This window comes from Microcystis wesenbergii NRERC-220 (assembly GCF_032027425.1).
Taxonomy (GTDB): domain Bacteria; phylum Cyanobacteriota; class Cyanobacteriia; order Cyanobacteriales; family Microcystaceae; genus Microcystis; species Microcystis wesenbergii_A.
Genome location: NZ_JAVSJA010000001.1, coordinates 3515155 through 3541785 on the forward strand (window position 1 = coordinate 3515155; position 26631 = coordinate 3541785).

Annotated in this window: 29 protein-coding genes and 1 pseudogene; 15 read left to right on the plus strand and 15 right to left on the minus strand. The window is 42.3% G+C overall.

The genetic code is table 11. The features are described 5' to 3' along the window. Positions 1-39 precede the first annotated feature (39 nt). Positions 40-162 carry a hypothetical protein gene (locus RAM70_RS17105; RefSeq protein WP_274518325.1) on the minus strand — a complete coding sequence of 41 codons (123 nt, stop codon included), beginning with the start codon at positions 160-162 and terminating at the stop codon, positions 40-42. A 269-nt stretch (positions 163-431) separates the two neighbouring features. Here RAM70_RS17105 and RAM70_RS17110 point away from each other — a divergent pair, with 269 nt between their 5' ends. The 4 genes from RAM70_RS17110 to RAM70_RS17125 all read left to right on the plus strand — a co-directional run bounded on the left by RAM70_RS17110 (position 432) and on the right by RAM70_RS17125 (position 2089). Beyond that, entirely contained in the window at positions 432-722 is a 291-nt protein-coding gene (locus RAM70_RS17110; protein ID WP_002778803.1) for a type II toxin-antitoxin system TacA family antitoxin, read from the plus strand. Next, positions 719-1213: a GNAT family N-acetyltransferase gene (locus tag RAM70_RS17115; protein WP_002738857.1), complete on the plus strand. Its 495-nt coding sequence runs from the start codon at positions 719-721 to the stop codon at positions 1211-1213. The genes RAM70_RS17110 and RAM70_RS17115 overlap by 4 nt, the downstream gene beginning before the upstream one ends. 229 nt (positions 1214-1442) lie before the next feature. Continuing rightward, positions 1443-1787: a type II toxin-antitoxin system RelE/ParE family toxin gene (locus RAM70_RS17120; protein ID WP_004163940.1), complete on the plus strand. Its 345-nt coding sequence runs from the start codon at positions 1443-1445 to the stop codon at positions 1785-1787. A gap of 2 nt (positions 1788-1789) precedes the next feature. Continuing rightward, positions 1790-2089, plus strand: coding sequence for a helix-turn-helix domain-containing protein (locus tag RAM70_RS17125; protein WP_045357921.1), 300 nt, complete (start codon positions 1790-1792; stop codon positions 2087-2089). Positions 2090-2123: 34 nt separating this feature from the next. On the opposite strand, the gene RAM70_RS17130 is transcribed toward RAM70_RS17125, so the two are convergent. After that, complete coding sequence (locus tag RAM70_RS17130; protein ID WP_312675946.1) at positions 2124-2348, minus strand: YcaO-like family protein; 225 nt, start codon at positions 2346-2348, stop codon at positions 2124-2126. A gap of 239 nt (positions 2349-2587) precedes the next feature. Between RAM70_RS17130 and RAM70_RS17135 the strand changes: the two genes are divergently transcribed. From RAM70_RS17135 to RAM70_RS17145, 3 genes are all read left to right on the plus strand, one after another. After that, positions 2588-2926 carry a thiol-activated cytolysin C-terminal domain-containing protein gene (locus tag RAM70_RS17135; RefSeq protein ID WP_152606973.1) on the plus strand — a complete coding sequence of 113 codons (339 nt, stop codon included), beginning with the start codon at positions 2588-2590 and terminating at the stop codon, positions 2924-2926. Between the two features lie 446 nt (positions 2927-3372). Then, complete coding sequence (locus RAM70_RS17140) at positions 3373-3597, plus strand: type II toxin-antitoxin system HicB family antitoxin (protein WP_045357927.1); 225 nt, start codon at positions 3373-3375, stop codon at positions 3595-3597. A 17-nt stretch (positions 3598-3614) separates the two neighbouring features. Further along, a complete protein-coding gene (locus tag RAM70_RS17145) occupies positions 3615-3842 on the plus strand; it encodes a type II toxin-antitoxin system HicA family toxin (RefSeq protein ID WP_045357929.1) in 228 nt (75 codons plus the stop codon). 48 nt (positions 3843-3890) lie between these two features. Here the strand turns inward: RAM70_RS17145 and RAM70_RS17150 are convergent, their stop codons facing one another. After that, positions 3891-6188, minus strand: a complete 2298-nt coding sequence (locus tag RAM70_RS17150; protein WP_312674785.1) for a TOMM precursor leader peptide-binding protein — start codon at positions 6186-6188, stop codon at positions 3891-3893. A gap of 204 nt (positions 6189-6392) precedes the next feature. Here RAM70_RS17150 and RAM70_RS17155 point away from each other — a divergent pair, with 204 nt between their 5' ends. From RAM70_RS17155 to RAM70_RS17170, 4 genes and pseudogenes are all read left to right on the plus strand, one after another. After that, positions 6393-6614 (plus strand): type II toxin-antitoxin system Phd/YefM family antitoxin, encoded by a 222-nt coding sequence (locus RAM70_RS17155; protein WP_312674786.1) that lies wholly within the window; start codon positions 6393-6395, stop codon positions 6612-6614. Between the two features lie 16 nt (positions 6615-6630). Beyond that, positions 6631-6849, plus strand: a complete 219-nt coding sequence (locus tag RAM70_RS17160) for a type II toxin-antitoxin system Phd/YefM family antitoxin (RefSeq protein ID WP_312674787.1) — start codon at positions 6631-6633, stop codon at positions 6847-6849. Positions 6850-7538: 689 nt separating this feature from the next. After that, positions 7539-7790, plus strand: a pseudogene (locus tag RAM70_RS17165) (transposase); the annotation flags it as partial. A gap of 193 nt (positions 7791-7983) precedes the next feature. Next, positions 7984-8301 carry a 2Fe-2S iron-sulfur cluster-binding protein gene (locus RAM70_RS17170; protein WP_002768334.1) on the plus strand — a complete coding sequence of 106 codons (318 nt, stop codon included), beginning with the start codon at positions 7984-7986 and terminating at the stop codon, positions 8299-8301. An 82-nt stretch (positions 8302-8383) separates the two neighbouring features. Here RAM70_RS17170 and pyrG read toward each other — a convergent pair whose 3' ends face one another. Both pyrG and RAM70_RS17180 read right to left on the minus strand, forming a co-directional pair. After that, positions 8384-10024, minus strand: a complete 1641-nt coding sequence (pyrG, locus tag RAM70_RS17175; protein ID WP_312674789.1) for a CTP synthase — start codon at positions 10022-10024, stop codon at positions 8384-8386. Positions 10025-10177: 153 nt separating this feature from the next. Then, positions 10178-11413, minus strand: coding sequence for an RNA-guided endonuclease InsQ/TnpB family protein (locus RAM70_RS17180; protein WP_045357936.1), 1236 nt, complete (start codon positions 11411-11413; stop codon positions 10178-10180). Positions 11414-11670: 257 nt separating this feature from the next. Between RAM70_RS17180 and RAM70_RS17185 the strand changes: the two genes are divergently transcribed. Continuing rightward, positions 11671-12024, plus strand: coding sequence for a membrane protein (locus RAM70_RS17185; protein WP_045357938.1), 354 nt, complete (start codon positions 11671-11673; stop codon positions 12022-12024). A gap of 54 nt (positions 12025-12078) precedes the next feature. Here the strand turns inward: RAM70_RS17185 and RAM70_RS17190 are convergent, their stop codons facing one another. From RAM70_RS17190 to RAM70_RS17210, 5 genes are read right to left on the minus strand one after another with little or no spacing between them, the layout of a single operon-like run. Next, entirely contained in the window at positions 12079-12849 is a 771-nt protein-coding gene (locus tag RAM70_RS17190; protein ID WP_045357940.1) for an ABC transporter permease, read from the minus strand. 12 nt (positions 12850-12861) lie between these two features. After that, complete coding sequence (locus RAM70_RS17195; RefSeq protein ID WP_312674790.1) at positions 12862-14070, minus strand: ABC transporter substrate-binding protein; 1209 nt, start codon at positions 14068-14070, stop codon at positions 12862-12864. 4 nt (positions 14071-14074) lie between these two features. Then, the gene (locus tag RAM70_RS17200) at positions 14075-14857 is read right to left on the minus strand and encodes an ABC transporter ATP-binding protein (protein WP_045357943.1); all 783 of its coding nucleotides are present in this window, start codon (positions 14855-14857) and stop codon (positions 14075-14077) included. Further along, on the minus strand, positions 14854-15969 hold the full coding sequence (locus tag RAM70_RS17205; protein ID WP_045357944.1) for an acyl-CoA dehydrogenase family protein: 1116 nt from the start codon (positions 15967-15969) through the stop codon (positions 14854-14856). The genes RAM70_RS17200 and RAM70_RS17205 overlap by 4 nt, the downstream gene beginning before the upstream one ends. Positions 15970-15981: 12 nt before the next feature. Further along, positions 15982-16512: a DUF4242 domain-containing protein gene (locus RAM70_RS17210; RefSeq protein WP_190380062.1), complete on the minus strand. Its 531-nt coding sequence runs from the start codon at positions 16510-16512 to the stop codon at positions 15982-15984. Positions 16513-16895: 383 nt separating this feature from the next. Here RAM70_RS17210 and RAM70_RS17215 point away from each other — a divergent pair, with 383 nt between their 5' ends. Continuing rightward, positions 16896-18287: a serine/threonine-protein kinase gene (locus RAM70_RS17215; RefSeq protein WP_045357947.1), complete on the plus strand. Its 1392-nt coding sequence runs from the start codon at positions 16896-16898 to the stop codon at positions 18285-18287. Here RAM70_RS17215 and RAM70_RS17220 read toward each other — a convergent pair. From RAM70_RS17220 to RAM70_RS17240, 5 genes are all read right to left on the minus strand, one after another. Then, a complete protein-coding gene (locus RAM70_RS17220) occupies positions 18279-19718 on the minus strand; it encodes an aminotransferase class I/II-fold pyridoxal phosphate-dependent enzyme (RefSeq protein WP_045357949.1) in 1440 nt (479 codons plus the stop codon). The two genes, RAM70_RS17215 and RAM70_RS17220, sit on opposite strands and share 9 nt — an antisense overlap. A gap of 172 nt (positions 19719-19890) precedes the next feature. Continuing rightward, a complete protein-coding gene (locus tag RAM70_RS17225) occupies positions 19891-21705 on the minus strand; it encodes an ABC transporter ATP-binding protein (RefSeq protein WP_190380060.1) in 1815 nt (604 codons plus the stop codon). Between the two features lie 22 nt (positions 21706-21727). Beyond that, positions 21728-22804 carry a phosphotransacetylase family protein gene (locus RAM70_RS17230; protein WP_045357951.1) on the minus strand — a complete coding sequence of 359 codons (1077 nt, stop codon included), beginning with the start codon at positions 22802-22804 and terminating at the stop codon, positions 21728-21730. A gap of 34 nt (positions 22805-22838) precedes the next feature. Continuing rightward, a complete protein-coding gene (gene ebsA / locus RAM70_RS17235) occupies positions 22839-23216 on the minus strand; it encodes a type IV pilus biogenesis protein EbsA (protein ID WP_045357952.1) in 378 nt (125 codons plus the stop codon). Positions 23217-23336: 120 nt separating this feature from the next. Further along, the gene (locus RAM70_RS17240) at positions 23337-24593 is read right to left on the minus strand and encodes a GAF domain-containing sensor histidine kinase (RefSeq protein WP_045357954.1); all 1257 of its coding nucleotides are present in this window, start codon (positions 24591-24593) and stop codon (positions 23337-23339) included. Between the two features lie 392 nt (positions 24594-24985). Here RAM70_RS17240 and RAM70_RS17245 point away from each other — a divergent pair, with 392 nt between their 5' ends. Next, a complete protein-coding gene (locus tag RAM70_RS17245; protein ID WP_002768353.1) occupies positions 24986-25306 on the plus strand; it encodes a DUF3155 domain-containing protein in 321 nt (106 codons plus the stop codon). A gap of 283 nt (positions 25307-25589) precedes the next feature. After that, on the plus strand, positions 25590-26381 hold the full coding sequence (locus RAM70_RS17250; protein WP_045357956.1) for a response regulator transcription factor: 792 nt from the start codon (positions 25590-25592) through the stop codon (positions 26379-26381). Positions 26382-26631: the final 250 nt, after the last annotated feature.

Genomic DNA, 26631 nt, shown 5'->3' on the forward strand with positions numbered 1-26631 from the left:
TTAGTGACAAGCCTTACAGCGTTGATGATTATTGTCATTTCAACTCAGTAGGGCAATGAGCGGCGATCGCAACTCTTTCGCTAACAACTTAGAAGCAGAAGTCAGAAAAATGGGACAACCAACTGCCGATCCCAAGGCATTAGATGGAATCGTATCGTACATAATAGACCTCGACCTAATATAATCTCAAGACTAAAAGTCTTTCTAGTTAAGGAATCTACCCGAATAAAAATTATTTTAATTGCCTCATATTTTTTCAGCTAAATTGAATTAGCAACGATAGATATACATTACAGCTATCGAACTGTTTAGTTAGTACATAGAGCAAAAGCAAGCTGTGACTGGGTTATAATTTTTGGAGATGTCTAATGTAATGTCGTTGTCACTACATTATGTTAAAATAATTAAGTTTGGAATTACACACCCATCTTATGAGTAGTAAAACAAAAAGTAAGACTCCGCGTAATACCCTAAATTTGCGAATTAAGCCAGAAGAACGCAATTTGATCGATATGGCAGCCAAAGTGCAAGGTAAGAATAGAACTGATTTTATTTTGGAAGCCGCGCGGAATGCTGCGGAGGAAACTTTGCTCGAACGTACTATTTTTTGGGCTAGTCCAGAGGCTTATGCAGAATTTATCGCACTTCTAGATGCACCACCTCAACCTAATGAACGTTTACGCAAAACCATGCAGACGCTCGCACCTTGGGAGAAGGAATGAATTTGACACCACCTGAACCTCTGGCTAGTTATCACTCAATCACTGATTTTTCCTGCGGAATTACTTCTCTTGATGATTGGTTGAAGCGTCGAGCTTATGCTAATCAAGCCAGTGGTGCAACTAGAACTTTTGTTACCTGCGTTGACAATAGGGTAGTTGGGTATTACGCCCTTGCTTCCGGGGCGATTAGTATACAATCAGCTAATGGTAAATTTCGGCGGAATATGCCTAACCCAATTCCAGTGGTAATTTTGGCACGATTGGCAGTAGATACTTCTTACCAAGGTCAAGGTTTAGGATGCGGTTTATTTCGTGATGGTGCGCTACGGGTTGTTAAAGCGGCTGATACCATTGGTATTCGGGGAATTATTGTTCATGCTATTTCAGAAGAAGCTAAGAATTTTTATTTGGCTTTAGGTTTTGATGTGTCTCCTCTTGAACCGATGACGTTGATGATTACTCTTAATGATTTACGCGCTTGTATTGCTTAGTGCAGGGGCAACACGGGGTCAACCACAGGGGGTTTGCCCCTACAGGTACGTTTAAGTCCAGAATAACTTTGCTTATGGCCTCATGAACAAGATATTTGCCCTGATACACTTTACTTAGATTCAGTTAAACTAAAATGATCATCATCTTGCTTGTTAACTAACGAACAATTGACAAACTGATGATCCTGTTATACTAAATTAGGTATCAACCTTAATCATTATCCCCAACATGGGAGATAAACCCATTTACTGGATTGGGACGTCAAGGGAAGATATTAGAGATTTTCCTGAAGACGCAAAGCGTAAAGCAGGTTTTCAACTGAGAGCTATTCAACAAGGAGAGAAACCCAATGATTTTAAACCCATTCCCATTATTGGTCAAGGAACAGAAGAAATTAGAATTTGGACAGGAGAAACCTACAGAATCTTTTATGTGGCAAGGTTTAAAGAAGCGATTTATGTCCTTCATGCTTTCGGTAAAAAAACACAGAAAACCTCGAAAAAAGAAATTGAATTGGGACAAAAACGTTATCAACAAATGATTCAATTTAGACAACAATTACAGGAGGGATAACCATGACACAATCTAACACTATTGAGATCACTTTTGGTAGCGATAACATCTTTGAAGATTTAGGATTTAACAGTGAAGAAGCAACTAACTTAAAAATTAGAGCCGATTTGATGTTAACCTTGCGGTCTTTTATCCAAGAAAAAAGATGGACACAGCAAGAAGCCGCCACTTTTTTCGAGGAAACAAAACCGAAAATTAGTGATTTAATGAATGGAGAAATTAGCCGTTTTACTGTTGATAAATTACTCAGTCTTTTAGATAAAACGGGAATGAAAGTTAAACTCGAAATCTTCACCAAGTAACTTAAAATCATCAACAATTGACCATGAACAAGGGTTACATCCACATGGGAAAAGGATTTAATTCATCTTCCGTTAAAGCTTCTTTTAACCATCCCATGCTAACAGGAACATCATACAATCTTCCTGTCCCTAAACGCTTCCACATATGACGCATTCCGGGGACAATGACTTTAGCTACTCTTAAACCAATATCAGGACGAGTTTGGTCTAATACTAACATTTCCATCCCTTTTGACTCAATCTCTATAATTTGATTGATTAATTCATTTGTTCTACTTAAGAGATTACGCCATTATACCATAAAGTGACCCTTTAAATCTAATATAAATCTAATATAAATCTCATATAAAAGTTAATATTCTGCTCAAAAAAATATATTAGAAAAGTATTAACTTTAGAGATTGCCATTACCCAAAATAAAACTTATTCTGGTATCAAAGGTGATTAAACAAATCACTTTTAACCCAAAAAACCTGATTTTTCTGGAAGAAACAAATTATGAACACTGTGACTATGGCTGTAACCAATCAATTAAACGCACCCGTAGGTGGTTCTTTTCTTGTAAGAAATAGTGGAGGATATGTTTCTCGCTTTTCAGTCTCTTACAAATTTGAAGGCCAAGATTTTAGTAAAGATAGTGGAGAGTTTACTGCAGGTGTTAACAAATCTATCAGTATCCCTGCAGGTGCTACTGAAATTCACTTAAAAGTTGAGGAAGCTTGGTTTATTGGTTCTTGGAGTACTATTTTTACTCAAGATTTTAATAGCCCTGTTACCAAATGTTATGAGATATCTGGAACAACACTTAATCCTAGTTGGAAAGAAATCTCTTGCTAATGATCGCCTAAAGTTAGAAACGAAACCCAACATTATTCGTTCTTCCGAACTTACACTGTAGAAAATTCCTCAAGCTCCCTCTGGGGTTAGCAATGCTCTAAAGCTGATAAATATTAATCTAACAAAAACTCAAAGCTTTAGTGTACAAACTTTACAAGGGTAAGTTGCTGATAGTTTTACATGACAAGTTTGGAAGAACCACATTATTTAAGGTGTGTTACTATGGTGACATACCTTTTATCTATCTGTCATGAGGGCAGCTTATCCATTTCTGGCTCAGATCGGTTAGAATTGAAAAGTTATCAGCCTGGAAATTCGTTTTATCCTCGCGCTCATAATAAAATGTAGAACAAGCTTCTAGTTTGTCAGGGATAAAATACCTGTACTTTGTTAATTCTCTATGTACCCTATAATGACCATTAAGCCTTAAACTAGGAGAAAAACTGATGGAAAAATTGATCCAATTACATATTGAAAAGCTACCCGAAGGATTCTATTTAGCAACCTCCGATGACTTACAGGGATTAGTTGCACAAGGGAAAACCCTTAAAGAAACCCTAGAAATTGCCAGAGATGTCGCTCATCAATTAATCGAGGCTAAAAAACAACGCAATCAAATTGATAATTTAAAAGATATAGAAGATGATTTTTACTACCCTTTAGTTGTCTAAACAGATTAAAATAAAAAATGGGAAGATTATCAGGATTTCGGTATCGTGATATTATCAAAAAACTTAAAAAGCTTGGTTTTGTTTTAGATCGCCAAGCCGCAGGTAGTCACGAAATTTGGTACAATCCAGAGACAGAGAACTATACAACAATTCCTAATCATTCTGGTGATCTACCAGAGGGGACTGTAAGAGCTATTCTCAAACAGGCTGGCATTAGTCCAGATGATTTTTTACAAACAAAATAAAAACTTAATTTGTAACCATTCAGTTATAATGTCCCCTATTCCAAAGCATTACATCCACATGGGAAAAGGATTTAATTCATCTTCCGTTAAAGCTTCTTTTAACCATCCCATGCTAACAGGAACATCATACAATCTTCCTGCCCCTAAACGCTTCCACATATGACGCATTCCGGGGACAATGACTTTAGCTACTCTTAAACCAATATCAGGACGAGTCTGATCTAATACTAACATTTCCATCCCCTTTGACTCAACAATTCGCTGACACAATTTAACATCCTCTAATAAGTCATCACTAGCTAATTGTAAATAATCATGACTTTTTTTGGGTATTATTTTACTATCGGGAACTAAATAAGATTGATTGCTTAACCTTGCAGTTTGCCACCATTTAACCGCCAAAGGATCAGCAGAAGGATTATAAATCGTTGTCCCATCTTCCTTAAAAGATAACACATTCGGTAAGATTTGATTAACCTCCGTTAACGCCCGACTAATGGCAATTTTCGGGTCAAAATGCGCCCCATACCCTAACAAAATGTCCTCCACTTCCCGCTCCTTTCTCGGACTAATAGCAGCAAAACAGGGAATATTCAAATCACTGGTAATATCTAACACCCATAGCTCCCGATTTAACCCCTCATAATATTGCTTTAATTGCTCAAAATATGGCTCATTAAAGCTCTCTAAATTAACGGAAGGTTTAACTAATTGATTATACCACCATAAGGCCACACAATCTCGTTCCACTAACTCCATAAATCCTTGTAAAATCGCTTCTTCTATCGTATTTCCTGCGGCGCAGCCATTAGAATCAGCCCAACAATCTAAGGGTTCAGATTGAGGATAACCATAATAACAATATACCGTCGGTAAATACTTAAAATCTTGAGCAGTTAAAGACCATACAGGTGTCCAATCAATCATTCTAGTTTCATCAAAAGGTTCAGGGACTTTTTGAAACCATCCTTGATTCTTCGCATTCCATTCTTCTCGATGTTGATATTGTTTTTCACTAAAATTCATACATTTGTTAGGATGAATAGCTTTATCTCCTAACTCTTGATAATTCGCTTTTTCTCTGATTTCATTCCCTTGAAAAACTCCCGAATAGCGCTCAATAGCTTCACAAAATCCACTTGCTTTTGCTTGACTATCTGTGCGGCCTTTTCCCGCACTTCTACCTCCAATATTTTGCCGTAAACTGTCTAAATCATCAAAGACACTGCGAAAATGATGTTTCGCTACATAAGTATGAACTAAAGCATTCCCTTGTATCTTATTTAATTCTCGCACAATTCCCGTAATAGAACCGATAAGATGTTGATAGGTTCTTAAGGTTTCTTCAGGAGAACAAAAACGATGTCCCCCATCACTGGTAAAAGCCTTTTTACGATGTCCCAAAACCACAGGTAAAGGTGTTTTATTTAGAGAATATCCACAACTAGGACAGTTCGGACGTTTAACTAAAATATGCTCTTGAAATTGTAAATTTAAAGTATCATAAGTCATCATTGTTCCTTCTAAACGTTGATTTTTACCTTGAATAATCCACTTAAAAACCTCCATAGCCGTCAGATTTAAAACCGTCTGTATTGTCGCTGAAGAAAACCCTAAAGGGGAAATTAAAGAAATCTTATTTTCTCTCTGTCTAATGATAAATTCCTCCACGGGACGATTATCTCGTAACCGTTGAGCCAAACAATGCCAACAACCAGTTTTATCGGGATCAAATAAGGGACCAATCCATGCTAGGTTTCCCAGGGGATTAACTAATAACCAAGGCTTTTGCAAGACTAAAGCTTGTTGATTAATACTCTCTAAATCAGGATGAAGATAATTATCGGTTAAAATAATGGTTAAATCCCCTTCATCTGCGACTTGAACTTGCAATGAATTTAAAATATTGATCAAATCTTGCTGGGGAATTGAGCCTAGGCTTTTAACCGTAACCTTCAGAGATTGTAATCGTTCAAAAGCTTGGGCTTGAGAAACCTGAAGATGATGGCATAAAATTGCTAGATTAGACGGCAATAATTCTTTTTTTTCTAGTAAAAACCCTCGTTTATATAACTGAAAAATCGCTTTTTGAATTGCCAGACTATAATTAATAATCACTGCGAAGGAATTAGCATTATTGGGATTGATTTCTTGATTTTGTAAAAATTCTAACTGAAGAATATCAATAATTTCATCAAGATTACGTTGACCATCGATTAATCTTACTAAACGATAATAAAGCGGCTCTTGAAAACAGATAGATTCTCGCTCAGATAGAAAAAATACCGTATTTGGTTCTAAGGTTTCAATTGAGTAGGCAGGATTCCAATCAAGCTGGTTGAACACAATTTTTACTCTCTTTTTAAGGGATGTTAAGGTTAATTATATACCTATAATATCAGTTTGATAGCAGTTATCTTAATGGTGAGCTGCGAAGAGTGTAAGTTGGGTTGAACGATAGTGAAACCCAACCGTATTTTATCTATTCCTTGCTGAGATTCAGTTAAAATTGTAGCGTTATCAGCATGAGTTAGATAGAATCCAACATCCATGATCATCTCTCTCAAAGAAGCTCAGGCTAAACTCCCCGAACTGATTGACAATCTCAAACTGGGGGAAGAATTGTTAATCACCGACAACAATCGTCCAATTACCCAATTAATCGGGCAAATACCCATACCGCCCCAACGCCCTAGCCCTGGACTATGTCAAGGAATGATTACCATCGTAGCTGATGACGAAGAACATTGGCAAGATTTTTTGAAAACTTAAATAGAGATTTAACATTATGACTAAATTAGATATAGCTCAAGCTAAATCCGATCTCTCAAAACTTCTCGATTTGGCAATTAACGGAGAGGAAATCGTTATTATACAAGGCGACGAGCCAGTAGCCAAAATTTCCCCCATCAAACGACCCTTAAAACGAGGAAGTGCTAAGGGAAAAGTATGGATGAGCGATGACTTTGATGAACCTCTTGAAGACTTTCACAATTACAGGGAATGACTTTTTTATTGGACACACATATTTTTCTTTGGTTTGTTAATGACGATCCTAGATTAAGCAATGCTCTCAAAGATTTAATTGAAGATGAGAACAATTTTAGTTATCTTAGTATCGCCAGTCTTTGGGAAATGTCTATTAAATAGAATTTAGTAAAGTTAAGGTTAGTTCCTTCCTAGGAAGAGTTTATTGAGAAAGAAGTGAACGAAAGTAGGATTGTTTTACTAAATCTTGAACTAGGGCATCTAAAAATTAATGCTTCTCTACCTTTTCACCATAGAGATCCTTTTGAACGCATTATTATTGCTCAATCTATGGCTGAAAATCTCCCTATCATTACAAGGGATTCAATTTTCATTCAATATTCGATTGCGCTTATTTAGTGTAACTCAACAAATGAAAATATTATTGATCTTAGATCAAGATGAAGGAATAGCTCCCAATGATCCGGCCCCTTCTTCTCGATTAGATTGAAACAACGAAACCCAACACTAATAAAGGTGTGTTACTTTAGTGACATACCCTTTACCTATCAGCGGCGATCGCTTATAGCTCTCTCTATTAATCAAACTTTGGCAAGACGCGATCGCATAGAAAAAATTGTTATTCCGCCATCAGGATATGGTATAATGCGGGATATTTCAGTTGGCAAAGGGGCAATGATTTGGAACTAGCATTTGAAGGGGATAAACAGTTGTAGAACGTTCAGAGGTGCTGAGAGAAAATTGGAAAAATGGATAAGAATAGGCGGAATATTAGATCAAAGTAGTGCTGGTATGATTCAGAAGCATTTGGCGGGTATCTGTAATTACTTTGAAAATCAGACAACCAATGGATTAACTGAGGGAATGAATACCAAAATAAAGCTTATTAAAAGAATAAGTTATGGATTTACCAATTTTGAACATCTTCGACTTAAGCTGTTTGCTTGCTTTAATTCATAACAAAAATTAACACAGGAAAACCAGAAGAGCCGAAGCGGTGGCGAAAAAGGCCCAAGATGGAATTATTAGGGTTTAGTTGTCAGTTGTTTGTGATCAGTCATTTGATCGCTCATCGTAGGATTAGTGCGATCGATTTTGTTTGGGGTATCTAGAATGATAAAATGGGTGACGTTCAAAGCATCATTCATTAGCTATGACCACAACCTACAAAGTAGAAATTTCTCATTTAGGAACAACACAAACGATCGAAGTTAGGGAAGATCAAACTATACTACAAGCGGCCTACGATGCGGGGATTGACTTACCCAGTTCTTGCAATGCGGGCGTATGTACTACCTGTGCCGCTCAACTTTCCCAGGGTAGCGTCGAACAAGGTGAGGGCATGGGATTATCCCCCGACCTGCAAAAAGAAGGCTATGCTTTGTTATGTGTGGCCTATCCTCGCTCCGATATTAAACTGGAATCTGGCAAGGAAGAAGTAGTTTATCAACGTCAATTCGGAAAACCCTAGGCCAAACTGGGGTTAAGATGACAAATTTTCGGGGGTTTCCCCCCAAAAAAACCAGATTTAGAGCCAATCAGACCGGCAAACCCTAACTAATAGCCGAATGCTGACCACTAAGGGAGAACTTTTGCTCTGCACTCTTGAGGGCTGCTTTCATGAAACCATAAAAGAGAGGATGAGCTTTATTGGGACGGGAGCGAAATTCGGGGTGAAATTGGGTAGCAATAAAGAAAGGATGTTTTGGTAGTTCGATAATTTCCACCAAACGACCATCAGGAGAAGTGCCACTCACCAGATAACCAGTCTCGAAAAAGAGACTACGATAGGCATTATTGAACTCGTAACGGTGACGATGGCGCTCATAGATAACCTCTTGACCGTAGAGAGAGAAAGCCAGACTATCGGGATTTAAACGACAGGGATAGAGACCTAAGCGCATTGTTCCCCCTAAATCTACCACATCTGCCTGTTCTGGCAGTAAATTAATCACTGGATTCGGTGTATCCTCTTCAAATTCGGAACTATTAGCCCTTTCCAATCGGGCCACATTGCGACCCCATTCGATAATCGAACACTGCATCCCTAAACAGAGACCCAAGAAAGGAATATTATTGACCCTAGCATACTCGATCGCCTTAATTTTGCCATCCACACCCCTAATACCAAAACCACCTGGTACAACAATACCGTCAACACCGCTTAAATGAGCTTCGGCCGAATCATTATCCACATCTTCGGCACTTACCCAACGCAATTCTATCTCGCTATTAAGGGCAATAGCAGCGTGTTTGAGGGCCTCCACCACCGAGAGATAAGCATCCCCCAACTGCACATACTTACCGACGATAGCTATCTCTAATTTTTGACTGGGGGATTGCATCTGTCGGATGAGATTTTCCCACTCCTCCAGATGGGGGTATCGGGGACTGAGGTTTAATAATTCTAGGGTTTGTTGCGCTAATCCCTCTTTTTCCAGATTGAGAGGAACTTCATAGATACTGCTGGCATCCTGAGCAGTAATCACCGATTCCACCGGCACATCACAGAAAGCTGAGAGTTTTTCTTTTAACCCCGGTTGTAGGGGTAGATGACAACGACAGACTAACACATCCGGTTGAATACCGATCGATCTTAATTCCTTGACCGAGTGTTGCGTCGGTTTCGTTTTCATCTCCTTAGCGGCCGGAATCCAAGGAATTAGGGTAACGTGCATATAAACCACGTTATTTCGACCTACATCCTTCCTAAATTGCCTAATTGCTTCTAAAAAAGGCAAAGATTCGATATCTCCCACCGTACCACCAATTTCTGTGATGACAATATCGGGGTTGGTATCTTTGGCCACCCGGAGAATCCTTTCCTTGATTTCGTTGGTAATATGGGGGATTACCTGCACCGTTCCCCCCATATAAGCACCACGGCGCTCTTTATTCAATACCGCTTGATAAATCGAGCCAGTAGTCACGCTATTGAGACGGGAGAGTTCCGTATCGGTAAAACGTTCGTAGTGGCCAAGGTCGAGGTCGGTTTCGGCCCCATCATCGGTGACAAATACCTCTCCGTGTTGAAAAGGACTCATCGTACCCGGATCCACGTTGATATAGGGGTCTAATTTCAGAATTGAGACGGAATAATCCCGACTTTTCAACAATCTTCCCAAACTAGCAGCGACAATTCCTTTCCCAATACTGGAGACGACTCCCCCAGTAACAAAGACAAATTTACTCATAAAATTCTTCCTGCGATCGATTATACCTAGCAAGGGGTAAGAGTTTTCGGGATGGGGTTGACCCGTCAGAGAAGCCGAAGGGCGGTGTCATTTTCCCAGATTTCATTATAACCGGAGGATCTATACCGCTCAACTAAACTTACTCAAACTTACTTAAAAGCCTGAAAGCTTAGTCATTCGTAGTGGGTCAAGCACTACAGGATTAAACGGCAAACCCTTTATTCCCTGGTCAATGACATCAGGAATTACTTTTCTAATGATGTTAAATGACCCATTGACATCGGCATTTAACAACTGATTTGTTCCCATTTTATACAGTCCCCTAGCTAACCTTTTTCCCTTAAATAATGGTTTTTCTTCACCATATTTAGGTAACTCATCCCTATCTAAAGCACTGGATTGTGAGGTATAGGATTCTTCAGTTATTATGACTTTTATTCCTTTTAATTGAGCTTTATAGGTTAACATTTCTATTAATCTATTATGGGGAATATTGACAAATTGTTGATTATTCCTTTTTCCTAGATTAAGAGATTGTTTCATCCGCTCATTATGCCCAATTATTAACGTCCCTATTTGATGAATAGTACACCAATCTATTACTCTTTTACTGGCTGTGTGTAGATAATTTTCTACTCGACAGTTTCGTTTATGGGTTAGGAATATCAATCTCTTAGATGAGGGTTGATTATTTCTGGTTTTCAGTTGAGATTGTAAGCGGGAACGTTGTTTTTTGTAGAAGGTGTTAATTGCTTTTAACGGTCTGCCATTTACCAAAAGAGGTGCTACACCTGTTTGATTTGTAGTTACAGCCATTAAGTTATTAACTCCTAAATCTATCCCAGCTATCTCTTGTTTATCTGTGGTTTCCGACCGTCTTTCATAGACTATTTCAATGACATAACAGCTACTTTTGGGGACAATTCTCACTTCAATTATTTCTCTTCGGGAAGTGGTCAATTTTACGTCGCTCATAGACAAGTGACAAATTCCTTCTTTTAAAGGTTTTTTATAAATTGATTCCTGAGAATATATTAGCAGGTTTCTTCCTTTGGTTTTGTCCTTATACTTAATAATTTTAGGTTTTCCTAAAAATTTTTCAGGGTGTTTTTTCCAAGCTCTAAAAGCGGCAAAATAACTAATCCAAGCCTGATCTAATCTTCTGATTATCTGCTTGCTCACTTTCGTGGGTAAAGCTAAATAATCTGAGGTTTTAGATACCAGATGATAGAGTTGATTAAAACTCAGTTTTTGGGAGTTTTCAAAGAAATATTGGCGATAATGGTAGTTAGCTAGATTGAACAAATTTTTTGACAAGAAGGCATAATGGTCGATTTCTGACCATAAGGGATGGTTTTGACTGATAATATGACGTTCAACTAGCTTCATATCTTGATTATACCTGATAACGTTCTTAAAATCTATCGGTGGCCAAAGTTACTTATTTTAGCTATCTAGCTACAGAAATGAGTAGCTTTAAAAAGCTTTAGGTAGGTTTTTGGTTTCTGTGGTTAACCCCGATCCTCGTTTTAGCTCCCTCTCGAAAATCTATTGCACCACAGCCTTTAGTCACCTTCAACCCGATCATCTAAATTTTCCGCTACAATCGAGAGTACTAAGACTCAGGCAATTGTAAAGTAATATTAATGATAGATTTTAATACTCTCGCTGAATTTTCCCGCAACTATTGCGTCTCGATTTGTGCCTTTTTAGTACCCGCTAACTTAGTAACCACCCTTTTAACGGTTCTTTTTCTCTATTTCGGTCGTCCTACCCGTCAAATCTTCCCCATTGCTTCCCTAGCTTTGTTGTTCGCTGTCACCATGTTTTTCCACGTCGCCACCTGGTTGATGATTGGTGTGGTTATGGCCCCCACTTTTATCCTCTTTGGACTAGGTTTAACCTGTTTTGTGATCAATTTTCAAGCCATTAGCGATCGCCAAAGCTTGGAACAGTTATTACACACTGGTGTTAGTCGTCTGGCCCGCTCTTTCAACTAAGGAAAAGCGCCAAGACTTCCCCCTTCCCACTTCCCCCATAGTTGAACCAATAGGCTAATCTTGATGCGTCCAAGAGCGATGGGCCAGACGCAAACCCCAATCGAGCAGATAACCAATCGCGCCAATAACGAGAATCACCGCCATCAACTCCGAATAAGCGAGTCGATCGCGTGTATCGAGAATATAATAACCCAAACCCGCACTAACCCCCAGCATTTCCGCCGGTACAAGAACGATCCAGATAATACCTATAGCCAAACGGAAACCAGTTAGGAGATGGGAGAGGATCGCAGGCAGAATAATCTGGAAAACCGTTTCCCCTCGGGTAGCACAGAGACTGCGGGCTAAAGTCAACCAAGAGCGATCAACCGCGTTAACCCCGGCAGCCGTATTGAGAAGGATCGGCCAGATGGCCGCCACCGTCAGCAAAAAATACACCGGTAGATCACCAATTCCCAAAACCATCACCGCTAAAGGCATCCAAGAAAGGGGCGAGATCATGCGTAGAAATTGAAATACAGCCGACAAAGCCGATTCAAGGGAGCGATACAACCCGATTAATACCCCCAACGGCACACCGATGGCACTAGCGAGAACCAAGCCCACAATAACCCGGCGGCAACTGGTGAGGATATGGGGCATAATCTCCCCCCCAACAAAAAGACGTAATAAAGCGACAAAAGATCGCTCAGGGGAAAAATCATTTAAAATCGGGTTTGAGTGCCATAGAGGACTGGTAAATAGCCACCAGAGCAATAATCCAAAACCGATACCCCATAAGGGTAGTAAAGCTCTTGGCGGGGAGGTCAAAGATTGTGACTTCATAGGTTAGGACCCTTAAAATTTGATCGTCTCGATGCGGGAGAGATTATTCGGTAAGCCGAAAGCTTTCGGTCCGCCCACCTGTTGCAAGGCATTACGGACAAAAGAGTCATCCACGAGATCCCGCGCCACCTGTCGGGGTTGCAGTTTTTGGAGAAAATCCGTATTTCCTTCCACCTGAGTGGTTTTGAGCAAGCGTACCAGTTCCTCCGTATAGGAAGGGAAAGGATAGGGCTGGAAATCGATCCGGTTGACTTGCCAAGCTGGATTCTCGATCGCCCCGTCTTTTTTATAGAAATTGCGATCATAGTAAGTAAGCGCCCGTTGCAATACCGGCAGCGGGTGAGGCGTATATTTTCCACCATCTTTAGAGAGAATCCGAGCTACTTCGGAGCGATTGCCCCGGGACCAGAGTTGGGCTTTAACGAGGGCGTTTACCACCCTCTGCGTCCATTGTTTCCGTTCCTTAATATCCTCCTCGTGAACAAAGACGACGCAACAGGCGTGATTCTTCCAGACATCGCCGGTGAAACGGAGAACCCTACCGGTTTTGAGATTTTCCGCCGCCGCGTTGAAAGGTTCAGCAACGATATAACCGCCGATGCTCTTATTGGCGAGGGCTGATACCATATCCGGGGGCGGGAGAACCACTAGATTAACCTCGTTAGAAGCGATCGGCGCGTCCTTGGCTTTGCGAACTATTTTCAGCCCGTTACGTTGTAAGAGTTGTTGCAAGACCAAATTATGAATCGAATACCAGAAAGGAACCGCGATCGTTTTACCTCCCAATTCCCTGGGATTTTCAATATCGGGAAGGACGGTGAGGGCTGAACCGTTGGTATGGTTCCAAGCGACGATTTTAGCGGGGAAATTGCGCCCGTAACGAATCCAGATCGAGGTGGGAAAAAGAACATGAATAACGTTCACCTGCCGAGCGAGAAAGGCTTCAACAATCTGCGCCCAAGAGCGGAATAGGCGCGGTTGTTCGGCAGTTAAACCTTCCGCTTGATAAAGTTTTCGGGAGTGGGCCACCAATAGGGGGGCGGCATCCGTAATCGGTAGATAACCGATTTTCACAGGCTGATCGTTGGCATTGGCGTGAACGGGGAGATTCCAATTATCGGCGGCGATCGCTGCTCCGAAGGAACTGGTAAACAGTGCCGAAAGTTTCAGGAAATCTCGACGGCTCATGCCGCAACAAGCACAATTATCGTGTAGGTTCATAGATTTACAGTGTCATCACAAGGGCTAATTCTTGAAAAATTGACTGGCGTAGATCACTCAAAAGCTTGGCTGACTCGAAACGGGGTTTCGGCATCGAGATGGTCCATTCTCGGCGGATGCCCACCGGATGACGGCCCATGAGAAGAACTCGATCGGCTACTAATAAGGCCTCGTCGATGTCGTGGGTAACGAGGAGAACCGTGCTGTTATAGAGAGCTATGACTTCTAGGAGGAGTTTTTGCATCTCGAAACGGGTGATCGCGTCGAGGGCGCTAAACGGCTCATCCAGGAGGAGGAGAGAGGGGCGCCGGGCAAGGACGCGGGCTAGAGAAACTCTCTGAGCCATACCGCCCGATAGTTGATGAGGATAGGCACGCTCGAAGCCCTCTAGTTTGACGCTTTTAACGGCGGTGTGAACCCTTTCGCGTAATTGCTGATGATCGAGGCGGGGCATCCGCTTTAATTTCAAACCAAAAGCCACGTTTTGCCAAACGGTTAACCAAGGTAAAAGGGCGGGGGATTGAAAGACGATCGAGCTGCGGATGTCTGGGGCTTGTAAGGGTCGTGAGTGCAATTGTATTTCTCCGCCATCGGCACTCTGCAAACCAGCGGCGGTAGCAAGGAGGGTAGATTTACCGCAACCACTGGCCCCAAGCAAACAAACCACCTCACCGGAGCGCACCTGTAGGTTAATATCCTCAAAAACGGTACGGTAGCCATGGCGGGTTTTATAGCGTTTATGGAGATTTTTGAGGGTGAGGACGGGGTAATCCGTGGCGACGCTCATTCTCTCACCCCCGCTCGCTCGAGTTCGCCAGGGAGAATTTTATCGGTAGAGGACTGACGTTGTAATTCTCTTTCTAGTTGAATCAGGCTCGGAGTTAACACCGGTAAAAAGGCGACCTCGCGCAGCCGTCGGGCCGTGTCGCTATTACGGAAATAGCCTTTTCCTCCCTTAATTTCCGCTTCTAACCCTACGGATTCCACCGCTAACCGGGTAATGTCCACTCTGAGGGTGAATAGTTGGCGTGTTCGTCCGAGATCGAAGCTTTCTAGGGTGCTGAATTGCTCGATTGTCTTTTCTAGACGAGTCAGACGCTCCCGGGCGAAGAAATAACGATCGCTGGCTACCGCTGCCTTTCCCCCTAAATTTTTCTCCGTCTCCGCGAGGGATTTACGGGTAATGCCAAGGGCCAGTCCGCATTGTAACAGCAAGAAACAGGGGCGGACTGAGGGTAAAAATTTTGCTGCTTCCAAGCTGATAATCCAGTCGTGAGATAACTGAACTCGATCGAATTCAAGGGTACTGGTGCGGGAAGCCTGTAAACCCAATAATTGTAGGTCTTCACCCCGTTTTAACCCCTCTGCGAAGGAGGGAAGGGCGAGGATAAGAGTTTCTCCCGATGTAGTTTGAGCGGCAACGGCTACTATGAATTCTCCGTTAGAGTCGAGGTTAGAGGCCCAGGGCAGGAAGCCATTAACAGTGACGTTTTCTCCCTCGATCTTTGCTTGTAAACGCAGCTCCTCGATCCCGCCGAGGTACTTCATGGCGTTGGAGAGTCCTGTGGCTCCGGCTATCTCTCCCTTGAGAACAGCAGGTAGAATTTTGTTTTGTAGATAAGTGTTATTACTGGCGGCCAGATATTGGATGAAGACGCGCTGACACCAGAAAACAAAACCGGTGGTCAGGCAGCATTGGGACACAGAGGAAATCGCCTCTACTGCCTGTAATAAGGAGCCACCCCGGCCTCCTAAGCTTTCAGGTATAGCATAGCCGAACCAGCCCGATTCTCCTAGCTTGGTTAGGGCCCAACCGACGTTGAGATTAGCTGTACCGTTGTTGAGGTCAGTGGCTCTTTCTTCCAGAAAAGAAAGGATTTCGGAGCCTCGATCGAGCATAATTGTTCTCTCCTAGGGGTGAATATTTTCAATCGAGGTCAAACTATCTATAGGTGCGCCGACCACTTCTCTGGCTCTTTTTACCGCCGCTTCATCGGGACTATCGTAGAAACAGAGACATTTACTCAAGTCTTCGCAAATATATGTACGCTCGAAACTGACTTCTGGCACTTGAGCATAAAGGGGGGTTTTCTCCGCTTTTCTTTGCAGGTAAGTTTCCATCGTTAGCCCTGGGGGTAAATTCCACTGTACTAGATAGTTGGCTTTGTCTTTGCGCTCTCGCACAGTGGCTAAGTCCTGCCCAATCAAGCGCATTTCCTTGATTAGTTGCCAACTTAGCCCAGCGTTTTCTAGTACTTGTTCGAGGGAGGCGCGATCGAGCGCTTTGATAATCAGGAATAACCGCCCCTCTGTTTCACCGATTAGGGCTTCGATTAACTCTCCCTGGGATTTTGATGCCAGTGTGGCAATGCGCTCCAATATCTCGCTCACCTCTTCTTTTGTCCTTTCTTGTCGATCATCCTCTACTAGATATAGAGTCATAATTCATCTGAAATACATTTACAATACATTTGAGTTTACTGTCTTTGGGAAAAAAAAGCAATATTTTCAAGAGCCTGAAAACGAGGTGACACAGGAGTAGATGGTTCAAGACCGTTTCGCTCAAGTCGTGGCCAGAACCCTTGCCTTGGGTGATATGCGCGACCCGATTTTTTCGATAAACGCCCTTATCTGGCTGGATTTTTTTCAGCCTTTTTTGTGGCCAAAGACTTGACAAACTCCAAAATTTCTGCTAACCTTGTAGTATGATGGGAATCCGTGTCGGCCTACGAACGCTCTTTTTAACTCTTTCTCAAGAACAAAAATTTTAACCCGAATTGCCGGTAGTAGCTAAACTAAGAGCAGTACCACGGGAAACGGTGACTATGGAAGTTATTTGCACGCGTCCACACTGTCCGAGACCGCGTAATCAATGCCTAGACCTAGACGATAGCAATCTTTTAACCTCGATCGAGCAGAAATATTGTATTACTTGCGGGATGCCATTAATTTTGGGTGGACGTTATTTACCAGAACGTCTATTGGGAAAAGGAGGATTTGGGGCGGCATTTTTAGCAGTAGATCGTTATAGTCCCAAAAAAGCTAAATGTGTACTCAAACAATTTCAACCTTCCGGTAATTTAAGTCCGCAAGCTTTAGAAAAAGCAAAAAACTTATTTTTTCAAGAAGCGCACGTTTTAGAAGATTTAGGAAGAGAACATCCCCAAATCCCCGATCTCTATGCTTTTTTCCCTTTAAAAGTCAAGAATCAATTAACGGGAGAAGAAGAGCAATTTTTCTATCTGGCCCAGGAATATATCGACGGTAAAAACCTAGAAGAAATTCTCCAACAGCAACAAAAACCCTTTCAAGAAAGTGAAGTTAAAAACCTTCTCAAAGAATTACTTCTTATCCTCAAATTTATTCATGAAAATGGTTCCATTCACCGGGATATAAAACCATCTAACATCATGCGCGACAAAAATGGTCGCCTCTATTTACTCGATTTTGGGGCAGTAAAACAGGCTACCAATAATCCCAATAATACACAACAGAAATCCACAACAATTTACTCAGCTGGATTTGCTCCTCCCGAACAACAATTAGGCAATCAGGTATCGGCAGCCACAGATTTATATGCCCTAGCAGCTACCTGTGTTATACTCTTAACTAATCGCGATCCTGATGATCTATACGATCCGCAAAAACAGGTCTGGAATTGGCAAAATTATGCCCCTAATATCAGTGCAGATTTAGCCCAAGTATTCAATAAAATGTTACTAGCAAATCCCCGGGATAGATTTCAATCCTGTGGAGAAGTTTTAAGCGCTTTAAATCCTCCTCCCCCATCTCCTCCACCTTCTCCAATTCCTCCATCTTCCCCATCTCCTCCACCTTCCCCAATTCCTCCAGCTTCCCCAGTGATGAGAAAAACTTTCCGCTTTTCTCTTGGGGAAACTTTCGCTAATGCTGCCTTTACAGGATTTGAGGGGACATTATTAGTAATTGCCTTAAATAGTTTAGTCCCCTCGGCAGGAATTGTCATCGCCTTTATGATTTTAGGTGGCTTAGTTTTGGCATTATTTAAAAAAGTAATTGAAGGGAGAGATTTACCGATTCTAGCAGCAATTACCCTCGCCTTCCTGTTAATTCCGCAACTGCAAGGCAGCCTAAGTTTTCCTGAAATTGCTATCATTGCCGTGATGGCAGCCATCGGGGCAATTGCTATTACCGCCTTTTTCCGGTTAATATATCAGATAATTTTGCGATTATTTTAAAACCCTAAAAGTTTCAAAATTATCATCACTACCGCCAGTAATTGTGCCACCGAGGTCTAAAATAGTTTGCAGATAGTCGAGGACTTCCTGAGAAATTAACTCACCCGGCATCAAAACGGGAATACCGGGGGGATAGGGACAGATAACATCAGCACTAAGACGATCGAGGGCATTTTTCCGGGATACTATCTCTGTAGGGGCAAAAAAAGCCTTTCTAGGAGAAATAGTCGAATTTCCCGTGACTGGGGCAGGAGTGGGGGGTAAACTGGTAGAGGAAGGGGATTTAAGGCATTGAAAAGCAGTAATGAGGCGATTAATGTGTTCGCGATGATTGCCGATGGAGATAATAAAAGTAAGTTGGCTTAAAGTCGGTAATTCTGCGGTGACGGCGTATTTTTCTCGCAAAATATCGTCTATTTCGTAACCAGTTAAGCCAAAATCTTTGACGATTACCGTTAAACGAGTGCGATCGAACCAGTGACAACCCGGGATAGAATGGGGAAAGTCTAAAACAGAGATATTAGGGATTTTATTGAGTTCTTTTCGGGCAGTAGCGGCTAAATCGAGGGTTTTGGTCAGTAAATCTAGTCCTTGCATCGCCATTTGCTTTCTAGCACTATCAAGGGAGGCGAGAAGTAGATAACTAGGGCTAGTGGTTTGAACTAATTGTAAGGCTCGATCGACTTTTTCGGAACTAATGCGATCGCTTTTTAAGTGTAACATCGATGCTTGAGTTAATGCCCCTAAAACCTTATGGGTGGACTGAATAGCCATATCGGCGCCGAGAGACAGGGCAGCCGGAGGTAAATCGGGATGAAAGGCAAAATGCGCCCCGTGAGCCTCATCGACGAGCAGCGGGATAGAATAATGATTGGTAATCTGGGCGATAGTTTCTAAGTCACAGCAAACCCCTTGATAGGTGGGAGAGACTACCATCACCGCTTTGGCGTCGGGATGAAGTTTCAGGGCATTTTCGAGGGATTGGGGGGTTATATTTAAATTTAGATCGATAGTGGGATTATATTCGGGATTGATAAAGATAGGTCGCGCCCCGGAGAGAATTAAGCCCGAAATTGCCGATTTATGAATATTTCTCGCCAAAATAATTTTATCTCCCTCGCCGCAAGTGGCTAAAATCGCCGCAATAATGCCACAACTGGAACCATTGACCAAAAACCAGCTTTTATCTGCCCCAAATGTCTCGGCTGCTAAAATTTGCGCTTCTTTAATCACTCCCGTCGGGGCAAACAAATTATCAAGGTCGGGTAATTCGGGTAAATCGGCTTTAAAGACGCTTTTTCCCAGTAAATTACTTAAATCTTCCCCGATTCCTTCCCCCTGCTTATGCCCTGGCGCATAAAATGGTACATCCAAACTATTGACTTTTTTTTGCAGTTGTGATACCAATGGAGCGGATTCTGGTGAAGGCATTTTGGGGTGTGGGGGGTTTGTCAGTTATCAGTAAACAGTAAACAGTAAACAGTTACCAGTAAACAGTAATTAGTGAAGATTGATCGGTGAATAATATCATTTAAAACTTAAAACTTAAAACTTATCACTTTAATCTGATCACTGATAACTGATAACTGATAACTGATAACTGTTAACTATCTGTGCCTAACATTTGCAGTTTATATAAACTAGCGTAGAGGCCGTCTTTAGTTAATAAATCTTCATGGGTTCCCGATTCGACTAATTCCCCGCGTTTAAGGACAAGAATTCGATCGACATCGCGAATAGTAGAGAGACGATGGGCGATAATAATAGCAGTACGATCGACTAAAATCTGTTCTAAAGCTTCTTGAATTAATACTTCTGTCCCCACGTCTAAACTAGCGGTAGCTTCATCTAAAACTAAAATTTCGGGGTTACGAATAGCGACTCTCGCAAAAGCGAGTAATTGTTTTTGTCCTCCCGATAAATTTGCGCCCCGTTCCCGTAAACGGGTATTATAACCATCGGGTAACTCCTCGATCAAGTGATCGATATTGGTTAATTTAGCTGCTGCCTTCACCTGCTCAAAATCATAATTTTCCCCTAAAGTAATATTGCGAGTAACATCTCCAGCAAAGAGAAAAGTTTCTTGGAGAATGACACCGATATAACGTCTTAATTCCGCTTGGGGAAGATAACGGATATCGATACCATCCACTAGAATTCTGCCCTTACTTGGTTCGTAAAGACGACAAAGAAGACGAATAATTGAACTTTTTCCCGCACCAGTCGGACCGACTAAAGCGACTTTTTCCCCGGGATGAATGGTAAAATTGAGACCTTTGATAATATATTCATCGGGTTTATAACCAAACCAAACATTCTCAAAAATAATCTCGCCAGTTTGACGTTTTTCTGGTAAATAAAGCTCTTTAGAACTGTTAGTATCGGCGATTTCAATGGGAATACTAATTAATTCCCCAATGCGTTCGATAGCAGTAAAACCCGATTGAAACATGGTAAATTTTTCGGCAAACTGACGCAGGGGATTAAAGAGACGTTGGGAGAATAAAATAAAAGCCGATAAAACCCCAAAATCAATGGTTTTCTGGAGAATCAAAATCCCGCCTAACCATAATACTCCTCCCACGGCAATTAATCCGATCCATTCCAAAGTGGCCGACACAGCCGAATCGTAAAAAATTGTTTTATCTAGGGATTGACGATAGTGAGTATTGATAGAGCGAAACATTTCAGCGTTAAAGCGTTCGCGGCGAAATAATTGAACAATATTAACTCCGACTACATTTTCCTGTAATTGGGCATTAAGTTTTGATAATTCCTCGCGTACTTGATAGTTAGCGATGCGGTATTGTTTTTGAAAAAAGATAATTAAAGCAGTGACGGGAAATAACATCAACACCAACAATAGAGCTAATTGCCATTGCAGGGTAAACATGGTGATGATAATAACTAAAATATTGACCAGATCACTGACAACTCCGATCGCCCCACTAGCAAAAACTTCTCCTAATGCTTCCACATCGCTGGTTAAACGAGTGACTAAACGTCCCACGGGAGAGCGATCAAAAAAACTAGAGGAAAGGGAGGTGACATGGGTAAATAAATCTTCCCGGACATTAGCAGTAATTGACTGACCGACTTTCTGCACTAGATAACCTTGTGTTGTCCCTAAAATCAGTCGTAAAATAATCGCAGCCGACAGGATAATAATTAGGGTATTGATGGCTGCTGTTAAGGGCATTTGAGCCAAAAAATCCCAAGTTTGTTCCTTTTGCAAAAGGGAGACCGCTTGACCGATAATTAAGGGTTGGACTGCCCCCGTGAGAGATAGGGGAAAAAGAAGTATTAATGACCAAAATAGCAGGGCTTTTTGCTTTTTTGCGTAGGGAAGTAGTCTTAATAATAATCTCCAGTCATTTTCTTTGATCGGAGGGGACACAGGGGGGGATGATGGAGCCATATTCTCGGCAGCTGGGGAGAAATTACGCCCCTATTGTTAACTTTTCTAACAGGCGATCAATCTGAAAATGTTCCTCCATTAATTCTCGAATACAAGCAACTTTTACCTGTTCCTGTAAGCGAATCTTCCCGAAGGCCTGATCGACGATTTCCACGGTGGTGAGAGTATCTAAATTTACCGAGAGAATCGGTACTTCTAAATCCTCGGCCCGGCCTAGAATCAGGGGATCCGGAGAGATGGAACCGGTTAAGATTAAACAGGTGGTGGAAGTTTCTAGGGCAGCTAACTGTAGATCTGTGCGATCGCCGCCCGTAATCACGGCCATATTTTCCCCCTTGCGAAAATATTCTAAAGCGGCGTTGACATTCATGGCCCCGATCGCTAAACTTTCCACCATCCAATCCAAACGATCGGGCCGACATAGCACTTTTGCTCCTAAAAGATGGACAATTTCCCGAACACTAATACTACGCAGCAGTTTACTAGCGGGTAACAGTCCCAAAACTTCCACGCCTTGGCCAGCGAGATAGGGTTTCAGGAGGGATTGTACTTCATCCCAATCATCCGTGGGAATATCGCTAATTACTACCCCCAGCAGCTGATTATTTAATTCCCGTTGCGCTTTCAGCAGACTCTCGGCAATCAGGGGAGAACTATAGCGGGCCACCAATAGGATCGGAGTCTGGAGAATTTTGGCCATCTCCCCCATCGATAACTGAAAAATACTGCCTTCCCAGAGGGTCCCCGGTCCTTCGAGAAGGGTAATATCACTGTTAACCCGATCAAGATAGCCGGCAAGAATATTGCCGTAGTCCTGTTTATCTGTACCTTGTAAACGTTTAGCAACGGAATCCACATCTGTGTAAATCACCGGTAAACGCAGCTGCTCGGGGGATAATTCTAGTAATTGCCGAATAAATTCTACATCCTCATCGACCAGTTGCCCATCGACGTAGCCCGGACAATTGCCCATTGGTTTGCCGTAACTTATCTCTAGTCCTTTTTGTCGCAAGAGATGCGCTAAACCGACGACAGTTCCCGATTTACCACTAAGGGGTTCTAGGGAAGAGATAAGTATAGATTTGGCTGATTTGGCCACGATTTGCTCCTTTTAACCCGTAAAATCCCGACTTTTATTCTTCAAATCGCAGGAGTTTCCGATAAAATCCCTGCGAAAAGTCGGCCGAACCTAGCTGCTTAAAGGTTTTAATCGCATCGATGAGATATTCGATCAACTGGGAGTTAATAATCGTCATCTCATAGCTTAGGTCGGCCTGTCCTTCAAATTGTAAACGACAACGGGTCAATTCCGAGGGCAATTTTGATACATACCAAGAGGCCACAAAGGGAATCCCTTCACTGTTTTCTATGCGACGACGACCTTCTAAAGATCCTCCTTGATACAAAGTGATCGCATAGGGCAGGATACTATGTTTGTCCTTGGCATAGTAGGGCATATATACTAGCACATCGGCCTTATTAGCGGGTTCCAATTGTTCGATAGTCGCCATAATTAGTTAATTCTTTGCTTCACAGCCAATTTACCAGTGACACTGATATTTTCGATATATTTTAACCGATCACTCAGGGAATCTCACTATCGAGAAAATAGGCAGAATTTACAGGCCCGATCATTTTCCTATACTGAGGTTATCGTCGGGCATAACTGGCATACTAACCCGAAAAACTGTGCCGGGGTAGAGGGAACTTGTTGGCTCGGGATTGGGACTGATAAATTCAATCGTCCCCCCCATGCTGGTAATTAATTCTTTGGCGATCGCTAAACCTAATCCCGTACCAGGTATATCTCCCCCCGCTTGCACTCCCCGGTAGTGACGTTGAAAAATTCTTTCTTGATCGCTCCTCGGAATACCATAACCCGTGTCTTTAAAAACAATTTCTACACTATTCTTAACATTTTTTACCTCGACGGTGACTTTTCCGCCGGCGGGAGTATATTTGAGGGCATTATCGATTAAATTGCTGAATACTTCCCGCAAACTGGGGATATTGGCGCGAATAAGTGGTATGTCTTCCCCGTGAATCGTTTCTAGACTGAGATTTCTCTCTTTGGCTACCGCTTGGGCGGAAAGGAGCAGCGGATCGAGAAGATCATGGAGATCGATCGGAGTTAGTGGGCCGCTGCCAGCAGGCAAGAGAAAGGCGGTGGGGGAAGATTGCCCTTGCAGGAGAGGAATATCGACAGTGGGGTAATTTTCGCTTTCTTGCTGAATTTGTGCCTCAAATTCGGCAATTAAGTCCCGAACTCGATCGCTTTCCCTCAATATACCGGTAATGGCGGGATCGTTACCTTCTTCGGCTAAAAGTCTTTTGAGCAGAAGTTTACCAAAGGTTTTTAAAGCGGTGAGGGGATTGCGGATTTGATGGAGAAAGGTATCGAGGCGCTGACTTTGCCATTGTCGATAATAACGTTCTTCTCCTAATTGGCGATCGAGTACACAGGCTAAAGCGAGGGTTTGGGTGATTTTTTCCATCTGGGTTAATTCCCAACTTTGCCAAGGTCGTTTTTCTCTGGTTGTCACCAATAATCCGATCATGCCCTCTTCATACATTAAGGGTAAAAACAAGCGATGACTGCTGACGGTCTCCTGATTACTCCAGAGGTGGGATAAATCTTCTAGCTTAACCGCAGTTAACAAGTCTGCCTCTGGTTGCCCTGGTTGTAAGGAAAGCCGCTTTTTTTGGGGATAAGGGGGATTAAAAGGAGGATAAACAACGACTGGGATTAAATTACTCGATAAAGGTTCAGTTAAATAAACCGCACTTCTGTCCGCTTCCATTTGCTCCCGCAAAAGTTCCATCTGTGCCTGACAGAGGGCAATAAAATCATCACTAAGGGGAGTCCGGGAGGGGGAGGAGAAGGCCATACCAAGAAAGTAAAAAGTAAAAAGTCAGAAAACCTAGATACAGCTAGGGTTGCGAGTTTTGTTTCCCAGTTTACACAGGAGAGAAGGGCGATCCTCTTGGGTCGAGGGCAGCCAGTAAAAAGCAATTAATTAGGACAAGGGTTTGCTCACTATTTTCGGGGTGGATCACGGTATGTATTAAAAAAAGTTTAAGAATAATAAGTTTTGTATCGGGATTTGGGGGTGTGTTTTTATAACAAAAACTTAAACATAGTCTCAGTCTAGCTTCCAGTCAAATTTGTTTGTAATTGGGTTGGTGAGAGACACTTGATTTCTTGGTCTAGAAGGGATATAATCGCTACGGCTTTTGTAACTATCATTACAACGATTAGCCAAAACAGGAGGTAATTGGGTTGGCCAGAAAACGGAAACGTAAAAGTCGCCGTCGTCAAGAAGGACGTAAGATACTTGAACTTGTACCCCAGTATAGTATTGAAAGTGGCGAAGATAAACCCGTAACTGCGGCGCGTAAGTATATTCAAGCTATAGGCATTAGCCCACCAGCTTTATTGATTGTTAAGCGTAACGAGCATACAACCGATCGCTATTTCTGGGCTGAAAAAGGACTGTTTGGAGCGCAATATGTGGAGGAAAACCACTTCCTCTTCCCAAGTTTGCGCGACCTGCAGCCCCAGCCCCAGCCCGTCAAAGCACCGGTAGCAGTTGCCAAATAACTCAAAGGACTATTAATCGTATCATGGAAAGTCAACTCGTTTACGGAAAAGTAAACGAGTTTTTTTTGAGCATAAGAGGAGAGGGGAGCTTTTTTTCAGTGAACAGTGATCAGTAAACAGTAATCAGTGAACTGAAAACTCACATCTGATAACTGATAACTGATCACTGACAACTGATTCAAAGCTGACGACCGACGAATGTTACGATTGTTACAACATCTTGACATTAATTCTGATATCCTGACAATGTGTCAATCTGTGCAGTAATGGGGCAGAAATTCAAGTGGTATCGATCCATATTTCTATTGTTGAGGGCAACCCGCACTTGCGATCGCTATTAGCTTGGCATCTGCAACAGGCCGGTTATTTGGTTAATCAATCGGCAACCCTGCAAAGTGCGCGTCAAGCTTTCCTTCATCGTCAACCAACCTTAGCAATTATCGATTCCGACTTGCCAGATGGGGATGGGATCGAACTCTGCCGTTGGCTTTATCAACAAAAACAGTCTTTAATACTGATTCTCTCGGCCCGTAATGGCGAAAAAGATGTGGTCAATGGTTTAAAAGCAGGGGCCGACGACTACCTGAAAAAGCCCTTTGGAATGCAAGAATTTATGGCTAGGGTAGAAGTGTTAACCCGTCGTTTACGCGGTGTGGCCGCTCCCCTACACTTGGATTATGGGGAATTAAAAATAGATTTAGCCCAACGACGGGTACAATTTCACGGGGAGTATATCGAATTAACGCCCCAAGAATTTAGTTTACTCTACGTTTTAGCCCAAGCGGAGGGAACACCCCTATCAAGAGCCGATTTGCTGCGTCGCGCTTGGCCCGAGGAAATCGATAATCCCCGGACAATTGATACTCATGTTCTCTCTCTGCGAAAAAAAATCGAAACCGATCCCAGGCAACCTAATTTAATTCAAACTGTCCGCAACGTCGGCTATCGTTTCAATCTAGAAATGTTGGCCGAGATGACTTCAGCTTTAGAAGCTAATATTATTGCCCCCACCAAAGGCAATCATAATGGCCATTCCATTAATAAAATTCCTGCTCACACTAAATCCGGTTATTAAAGACTGATTATCTATTCCCTCTTACCCCCCCTTGCCCCCCCTGCCCCCCCGATGTCGGGGGGGCAGGGGGGTGGGGGGTTGGGGGGGTTGCCTCTTGCATGAGTGCCTCTCCTCATAACTAGCCTATACTCAACGGATTTAGTAAGCTAAGACGCATTTAAAGCGCTTATTCTTAAGATTAGCCGAATCTCCCCCAATCCCTTTACTGTTGCCTCTTGCAAGAGTGCCTCTTGCCTCGTCTCAACAAGCA

What these genes read in the sequence shown, in the direction of transcription:
- RAM70_RS17105 (WP_274518325.1), bottom strand. Translation starts at nt 162, where the DNA reads ATGTACGATACGATTCCATCTAATGCCTTGGGATCGGCAGTTGGTTGT.
- RAM70_RS17110 (WP_002778803.1), top strand. Translation starts at nt 432, where the DNA reads ATGAGTAGTAAAACAAAAAGTAAGACTCCGCGTAATACCCTAAATTTG.
- RAM70_RS17115 (WP_002738857.1), top strand. Translation starts at nt 719, where the DNA reads ATGAATTTGACACCACCTGAACCTCTGGCTAGTTATCACTCAATCACT.
- RAM70_RS17120 (WP_004163940.1), top strand. Translation starts at nt 1,443, where the DNA reads ATGGGAGATAAACCCATTTACTGGATTGGGACGTCAAGGGAAGATATT.
- RAM70_RS17125 (WP_045357921.1), top strand. Translation starts at nt 1,790, where the DNA reads ATGACACAATCTAACACTATTGAGATCACTTTTGGTAGCGATAACATC.
- RAM70_RS17135 (WP_152606973.1), top strand. Translation starts at nt 2,588, where the DNA reads ATGAACACTGTGACTATGGCTGTAACCAATCAATTAAACGCACCCGTA.
- RAM70_RS17140 (WP_045357927.1), top strand. Translation starts at nt 3,373, where the DNA reads ATGGAAAAATTGATCCAATTACATATTGAAAAGCTACCCGAAGGATTC.
- RAM70_RS17145 (WP_045357929.1), top strand. Translation starts at nt 3,615, where the DNA reads ATGGGAAGATTATCAGGATTTCGGTATCGTGATATTATCAAAAAACTT.
- RAM70_RS17155 (WP_312674786.1), top strand. Translation starts at nt 6,393, where the DNA reads ATGATCATCTCTCTCAAAGAAGCTCAGGCTAAACTCCCCGAACTGATT.
- RAM70_RS17160 (WP_312674787.1), top strand. Translation starts at nt 6,631, where the DNA reads ATGACTAAATTAGATATAGCTCAAGCTAAATCCGATCTCTCAAAACTT.
- RAM70_RS17170 (WP_002768334.1), top strand. Translation starts at nt 7,984, where the DNA reads ATGACCACAACCTACAAAGTAGAAATTTCTCATTTAGGAACAACACAA.
- pyrG (WP_312674789.1), bottom strand. Translation starts at nt 10,024, where the DNA reads ATGAGTAAATTTGTCTTTGTTACTGGGGGAGTCGTCTCCAGTATTGGG.
- RAM70_RS17180 (WP_045357936.1), bottom strand. Translation starts at nt 11,413, where the DNA reads ATGAAGCTAGTTGAACGTCATATTATCAGTCAAAACCATCCCTTATGG.
- RAM70_RS17185 (WP_045357938.1), top strand. Translation starts at nt 11,671, where the DNA reads ATGATAGATTTTAATACTCTCGCTGAATTTTCCCGCAACTATTGCGTC.
- RAM70_RS17190 (WP_045357940.1), bottom strand. Translation starts at nt 12,849, where the DNA reads ATGAAGTCACAATCTTTGACCTCCCCGCCAAGAGCTTTACTACCCTTA.
- RAM70_RS17195 (WP_312674790.1), bottom strand. Translation starts at nt 14,070, where the DNA reads ATGAACCTACACGATAATTGTGCTTGTTGCGGCATGAGCCGTCGAGAT.
- RAM70_RS17200 (WP_045357943.1), bottom strand. Translation starts at nt 14,857, where the DNA reads ATGAGCGTCGCCACGGATTACCCCGTCCTCACCCTCAAAAATCTCCAT.
- RAM70_RS17205 (WP_045357944.1), bottom strand. Translation starts at nt 15,969, where the DNA reads ATGCTCGATCGAGGCTCCGAAATCCTTTCTTTTCTGGAAGAAAGAGCC.
- RAM70_RS17210 (WP_190380062.1), bottom strand. Translation starts at nt 16,512, where the DNA reads ATGACTCTATATCTAGTAGAGGATGATCGACAAGAAAGGACAAAAGAA.
- RAM70_RS17215 (WP_045357947.1), top strand. Translation starts at nt 16,896, where the DNA reads ATGGAAGTTATTTGCACGCGTCCACACTGTCCGAGACCGCGTAATCAA.
- RAM70_RS17220 (WP_045357949.1), bottom strand. Translation starts at nt 19,718, where the DNA reads ATGCCTTCACCAGAATCCGCTCCATTGGTATCACAACTGCAAAAAAAA.
- RAM70_RS17225 (WP_190380060.1), bottom strand. Translation starts at nt 21,705, where the DNA reads ATGGCTCCATCATCCCCCCCTGTGTCCCCTCCGATCAAAGAAAATGAC.
- ebsA (WP_045357952.1), bottom strand. Translation starts at nt 23,216, where the DNA reads ATGGCGACTATCGAACAATTGGAACCCGCTAATAAGGCCGATGTGCTA.
- RAM70_RS17240 (WP_045357954.1), bottom strand. Translation starts at nt 24,593, where the DNA reads ATGGCCTTCTCCTCCCCCTCCCGGACTCCCCTTAGTGATGATTTTATT.